Source organism: Nostoc sp. DedQUE12b (assembly GCF_034530835.1).
Taxonomy (GTDB): Bacteria; Cyanobacteriota; Cyanobacteriia; order Cyanobacteriales; family Nostocaceae; genus Nostoc.
Map to the genome: position 1 here is coordinate 167,733 of NZ_JAVRCI010000007.1, position 6,000 is coordinate 173,732.

At 41.5% G+C, this 6,000-nt stretch carries 5 protein-coding genes and 1 pseudogene; 5 read left to right on the top strand and 1 reads right to left on the bottom strand.

What is annotated here, in order from left to right; translation table 11 throughout:
• Positions 1 to 324: 324 nt before the first annotated feature.
• The 5 genes from RMY16_RS05975 to RMY16_RS05995 all read left to right on the top strand — a co-directional run bounded on the left by RMY16_RS05975 (position 325) and on the right by RMY16_RS05995 (position 5,403).
• A complete protein-coding gene (locus RMY16_RS05975; protein WP_322735583.1) occupies positions 325 to 1,440 on the top strand; it encodes a ligand-binding sensor domain-containing protein in 1,116 nt (371 codons plus the stop codon).
• 120 nt (positions 1,441 to 1,560) lie between these two features.
• Entirely contained in the window at positions 1,561 to 2,331 is a 771-nt protein-coding gene (gene panB / locus RMY16_RS05980; RefSeq protein ID WP_322735584.1) for a 3-methyl-2-oxobutanoate hydroxymethyltransferase, read from the top strand.
• Between the two features lie 14 nt (positions 2,332 to 2,345).
• Positions 2,346 to 2,963 carry a hypothetical protein gene (locus RMY16_RS05985; RefSeq protein ID WP_322735585.1) on the top strand — a complete coding sequence of 206 codons (618 nt, stop codon included), beginning with the start codon at positions 2,346 to 2,348 and terminating at the stop codon, positions 2,961 to 2,963.
• Between the two features lie 884 nt (positions 2,964 to 3,847).
• A complete protein-coding gene (gene dapB / locus RMY16_RS05990; RefSeq protein ID WP_194041462.1) occupies positions 3,848 to 4,684 on the top strand; it encodes a 4-hydroxy-tetrahydrodipicolinate reductase in 837 nt (278 codons plus the stop codon).
• Positions 4,685 to 4,716: 32 nt separating this feature from the next.
• The gene (locus RMY16_RS05995) at positions 4,717 to 5,403 is read left to right on the top strand and encodes a phosphate ABC transporter permease (protein ID WP_194041464.1); all 687 of its coding nucleotides are present in this window, start codon (positions 4,717 to 4,719) and stop codon (positions 5,401 to 5,403) included.
• A gap of 212 nt (positions 5,404 to 5,615) precedes the next feature.
• On the opposite strand, the pseudogene RMY16_RS06000 reads toward RMY16_RS05995, so the two are convergent.
• Positions 5,616 to 6,000: pseudogene (locus tag RMY16_RS06000) on the bottom strand (right-handed parallel beta-helix repeat-containing protein); the annotation flags it as partial.

The following is a 6,000-nucleotide window of genomic DNA, read 5'->3' on the forward strand; positions in this document are numbered from 1 at the left end:
TTTGTTATTACATAAAGATTTAAACTTTTTGTTACAAAAGGTTTACAAAATGTCATTAAGAACTGTAAAGGACTTAAAAGATTAGGGAGATGGAGAAATCCTCAGTTCCCACCAATACACTGAGTTTCGAGCGCGCGGTAATCGAGCGACTTGTACTGAGTTTCGACTACGCTCAACTACCGCGGCGTCGAAGTAAGTCGAGATTCAACTACCGCTTGTGGTTGGCATAGCCTCTCCAAGAGTTGTGTCCCCAATCCCCAATGTTTAAAAAATCCCAGCAAGGGGAACACTGAAATTAACCCAAAGCCAGTTTAGGTAAATGCTATGGGTACTGTCTCCAAAGGAAATGTCACTGTGGTATTGTTTTACAAGCGTACTAAGCGTACTAGTTTATTAATTACTTCTATCTTGCTGGGGTTGATAGCTTTGCCAAATATGGGATGGGCGCAAAAAACCCCTGACATTAATTCATCTGATCTAACCCCCGCTTACCCATCTTCCGCACCGCCACCGCGAGTACAATCTTTGCCTGATGAGCGGGGAGTTGAAGAAAATTCACCGAAAACTGATTATCGTGTTGGTAATTTATTGGGAGATGTTACAGGTAATCTTTGGGTAGGTTCTTGGCGGGGACTATCGCGGATCGATCCGAAAACCGGGAAGATTATTTCTCGTGTGAGCTTACCAAATGTTGCCATTGGGGCTTTAGCCCAAGACAAGGTAGGACGTTTGTGGGTAGGAAGTTATGAGGGACTAGTTCGAGTTGACCCCCGCACTAACGAAATCACCGCCCAAAATTTATTTTTGCCTTCTAAACGCGTGCTGTCACTGTTACTTGACAAACGGGGTTATTTATGGACTGGAACCGATAGCGGTTTAGCTCTCATTAGTCCCGACCAAGGCTTGATTATGACAACATTAAAAAATCTGCCTGGTGTCAGTGCTAATGCCTTGACTTTAGATGCTGAAGGTCAATTGTGGGTTGGTACTCTGGATGGATTGGTGCGGGTAAATACTGCTAGTGCTGCGATTATAAAGCGAATAGCCGATTTACCAGGGACAACTGTACAAGCTTTAGCTATTAGTCCAGAAGGGTTAATTTGGGCAGGAATGCCGAATAATTTGCTAGTTATTAACCCAAAAACTGGTGCAGTGTTGCGGTCTGTAACCCGCTTGCGTGGGCGTGATGTAACGGCGATACGTTTTGCTAAAGATGGTAGTGTCTGGGTCGGAACTAATAATGGTTTGTTACGATTAGATCCAAATACAGGTGCCGTATTAGACGGAGAAGTTGCTGGACTTCCTTCTAGTCGGGTTATTACGCTTGCACCTGATATCGGCAATAAATTATGGATTGGCACTAGTGAAGGTCTAGCTTGGTTAATGCCCAAAACCGACAGTGCAAAACCCCATATTGCTTTCAGTCGCGCTGTTAAATGATTAGTTAAGAGTTATGAGTTAGGAATTATAAGTTAAAAAATTTTTTAAATTCAAAACTCCTCACTCCTAACTTTTAACTTCTAACTCAGCACTCCCTACTCAGCACTCAGCACTCAAAAAATGGCAATCACTACCCAGCAATTAATTCAATGGAAACAACAGGGACGGTCAATTGTCGCGTTGACCGCCTGGGATTATGCGATCGCTCAACTCCTCGACGCAGCTGGTGTAGACTTAATCCTCGTGGGTGATTCTATGGCAGTAGTTCTAGGGTATGAAACAACACTGCCAATTACTTTAGATGAAATTATCTATCATGCCAAATCTGTGCGCCGTGGGGTTAAACGGGCATTAGTAGTAGTAGATTTACCTTTTTTGACGTATCAAGAAAGTCTGCAACAAGCGATGCACTCAGCTGGGCGGGTACTAAAGGAAACGGGCGCTCAAGCGGTAAAGTTAGAAGGTGGCTATCCAGCGATCGCCCAAACTGTGGCTCGTTTAGTAGAAGCCGGAATTCCGGTAATGGGTCATGTGGGTTTGACACCGCAATCAATACATCAACTGGGTTTGCGCCAACAAGGTAAAACGCAAGAAGCCAGTGAGAGGATTTTACAAGAAGCGATCGCTCTCGAACAAGCGGGTGTATTTTCTCTAGTGTTAGAACATATACCCGCAGATTTAGCAATGCAGATTTCACAAAAATTAAGTATTCCCACAATTGGTATCGGTGCGGGAATTCACTGCGATGGACAAGTTTTAGTTACCTCAGATGTCCTGGGACTGGCCCAAAAGCATCCACCATTCGCCAAAGTTTACACGAATTTACGCGAGACGATTACCAAAGCTGTGCAAGATTATGCCGAGGAAGTGCGAGAGCGCAAGTTTCCTTGATTTCATCATTAACTATGACTGAAACTGAAGCAACAAATTTTTTAAGAGTTCTACTTCAACAAGATGCAGAAGAAGTACAAACTTGGTTGAGAATGGTTTGGGCAAAGCAACAGCAAGTACCAGAAAAATTTAACTGGCTTGGTTTAGCTGAAGTCTCTACTTTCACAGCGCAAGAACTAGCCAATGAAGAATCTAATGAATCTCATTCAGAAAGCCTTGCTTGGGCAGAGATAGCAACTTCAGTTTACGAATTTTTAGCTGAAAATAATCCTAGTTTTTCTGAACGATATCTACATTCTTTAATGGGATTACGAGCTTACACGATCCTAAAATTTGGTGCTATTCCAGGAAATCCAGTTCTCGATATACATCTGATTATTAATTGGTTTTTTGATAATTTACACATTTCCTATGAAGAAGCATTAATTAAAGCAGCAGATTGGAGAAAAGCTTTAGCAGCCAATAATCCAGAAGAAACTCAAAAAAAGTTTGATAGCGAACTGGAAGATTTCAGAAAATTAAGGTTGATTAAGAATCGGTTATCAATCATTAAATATTTATCTAAGAGTAAAGATTTTCTTCCAAACGAGGAACTGAATACTTGGATTTCACTTTGGGAAAAATTGCCCTAAGCTATGTTAATTGAGTCTTTCGGAAATCCTTTAAGCAGTACTGCAACCTAAATCAACAGTAATACCATTTCACTTTAATAATGATACAAATACGCTGGTAAGGGCATGGCATTGCCCATTAATGTCAACTTAACGCCAAACCCCTTGTCCGCCGGGAATTGAAATTCCCGTCTCATCGCTAAAGTCATCTGAAGATGACTAAATATCGCCAAAAATCTCCAGTCTACTGAAGTAGAGTTAAGCTAAAAGCCGGAAAATTGATTTCCGGGCGGGGATGTAAGCCAACAGATAAGCTATTTCCAGCTGAAGTTGACACCAATGGGGATTACCATGCCCCTACGATAAATCTATATGTATCAGGATTTTCGTGAATTGGTATAACTACTAAAGAAATGCTAAACAAGCAGCTAATGAAAAAAATAAAAAACCCCGACTTGATAGCCGAGGTAAATGGGAGAAGTCCAAATGTCGATGGGATATTGCAAAACCGAAGTCTGTTTTTCTTAGTTAACACCCAATGCAACCAAAACTATATAGGTAATAGACAAGGTGCAATTTAGCTATGCAGCTTACTCTAGGGCTTTACTAAGCTATGTAAATAAATATAACAATAATATTACAAATGGTCAACTAGACTTGACAAACAAAGGCTGATATATTTTATAAGGAATACTTATCAAAACAGTACGATCGGCAAATAAAACGGGTTACTGGGTGGATAGTGCAATGAAAACGAGAACCGATGTTTTGGGGAGTAGAAAAACTAAGCGATTAGCTGCACAATTCAGGGTAGGTGGAATTAAGCCAGAGATTTGAGAAGCTAGCTACTAGATCGCCAAAGTCTTTACAATTCCCTTGTTGACTCAAAAAGTATTTCTCGACCTATGACGAATCAAGCTCCTATCCCGGTTATTGTCAACGGTGCTGCTGGCAAAATGGGCCGTGAGGTGGTTAAGGCAGTGGCGCAAGCGCCTGACTTAAACTTAGTGGGTGCAATTGACTACAGTTTGGAACATCAAGATAAAGACGCTGGGGAGTTAGCGGGTTTAAGCGAACCTCTGGAAGTACCAATTACCAATCAATTAGAACCGATGTTGGGATATGTGGCTGGAGATAGACAGTCTCCTCCAGGGGTGATTGTAGACTTTACCCATCCCGATTCAGTTTATGACAATATTCGCAGTGCGATCGCTTACGGTATTCGTCCTGTAGTTGGCACCACTGGGTTAAGTCCAGAACAAATTCAAGACTTGGCAGACTTTGCCGACAAAGCTAGCACTGGTTGTCTAATTATTCCTAATTTTTCCATTGGCATGGTACTGTTGCAACAAGCCGCGATCGCCGCCTCCAAATATTTTGACCATGTAGAAATTATCGAACTGCATCACAACCAAAAAGCTGATGCTCCCAGCGGTACTGCCATTCAAACGGCGCAGTTACTAGGAGAGTTGGGTAAAACTTTTAACCCTGCTCTTGTAGAAGAAACGGAAAAATTAGCAGGGGCGAGGGGCAGTATCGCAGATGAAGGGATTAGAATTCATAGCGTGCGCTTGCCAGGATTGATTGCCCATCAGGAAGTTATTTTTGGCGCAGCAGGACAAATATATACTTTACGACATGATACGAGCGATCGTGCTTGTTATATGCCAGGAGTGCTACTAGCGATTCGCAAAGTCTTAGCGCTAAAGTCGTTAGTATATGGATTAGAAAAGATACTTTAAACACACAATTGGGCATTCATTACTTAGCACTCATGTTAGTACCACTGACTCGCCAGAAATTTGAACAAGTTGTCCCCTTAATTGCTACTGGTTTGCAGTACAAATACTATTGGGGGAAGTTCTCAAATTTTTTGCAACGGCTGTTAATTTCTGTAGTTGCGGTAGTTGTTATTTTGCTTGTAACAGTTATTTTCAAGCTTGAGTTTGCTTCAATAGTATTTGTGCTAGGGGTAATTAGCGCTTTTTTTTGGCTGTGGTATCCAGTGTTTCAAGCAAGTATGCGGAATTTACAATGCCGCCGTTACAAGTACGGCGGCTTTTTCCGTGGTCGAGTCCTAGATTGGTGGATTACAGACCAGTTGATGGGTAAAACCGAAACAGTCAACAACAAAGGCGAATTGGTGATTATAGAAAACCGAGAAAAACAGATAAACTTAGAGGTGGGTGATGACACAGGATTTACCATTGAGTTTGTAGCACCATTACGTCCTGCCCACAAAGTTATTACTCGCGGCCAAATTGCAGAAATGGTAGTGATGTCAAATCGTCCAGATTTGAGCAGTATTGAAGAATTTAGCGATATATACTTTCCCAATCGTGACCTGTGGGTTAGCGATTATCCTTATCTGCGGCGGGATTTCTTTAACGAAGTCGGTCGCCGTTTGCGTGAAGACCAACAGCAAAAACCGCGTCGGCGGCGTCGTAGAGTAGAGGATTGAAGAGGTAATCCGTATCGGCTTCTCTTTCAAAAACCTCCAAGAGAGATAAACTCACACCCTGCATTTACGCATCGTGTGAGTCGTTTAGTAATTACAAGCCTTACCTCATATCGCAAATATTTCGGCAGTTTGCTCTCAATTGCAAAACTTCTCAATGGTCGTCCAGGAGGTTCGAGCATTTGGATTCGGGATAAATCTTTCCTGCATTCTTGCTAACGAGAGCATCCCACTTGGGTGAGTTTTCCTTGTAAACGATAAGTCACTGTCCCGCAGGCAAAACCTGCCGACTTAGGTTCTACATAAGGTCGTGTTGGCGGATTTTGTTTATCTAACCGCGATTTCCAATCGCCAGATATTTTTTCTAGAGTGGGATACTTGCTTAAAAATTGTGAGCCTGCAACAATATCGTGAGGCCCCTTAACATTTATTTTAGAGCTATTGATGTAGATATTATAATCATAAATAACGTTTTTATTTTTAGTCTTATTATTAATATTTTTTCCAGGAAAAGCATAAAGAATGTTCCTTAAAATTTTGACATTAGATGACGTATGAGCAAATATTTGTCCACCATTAAGTTCTGGACTCTGATTATTT

Bases quoted from the DNA above. Each gene is read 5' to 3' on its own strand.
- RMY16_RS05975 (WP_322735583.1), top strand. From the start codon at position 325: ATGGGTACTGTCTCCAAAGGAAATGTCACTGTGGTATTGTTTTACAAG.
- panB (WP_322735584.1), top strand. From the start codon at position 1,561: ATGGCAATCACTACCCAGCAATTAATTCAATGGAAACAACAGGGACGG.
- RMY16_RS05985 (WP_322735585.1), top strand. From the start codon at position 2,346: ATGACTGAAACTGAAGCAACAAATTTTTTAAGAGTTCTACTTCAACAA.
- dapB (WP_194041462.1), top strand. From the start codon at position 3,848: ATGACGAATCAAGCTCCTATCCCGGTTATTGTCAACGGTGCTGCTGGC.
- RMY16_RS05995 (WP_194041464.1), top strand. From the start codon at position 4,717: ATGTTAGTACCACTGACTCGCCAGAAATTTGAACAAGTTGTCCCCTTA.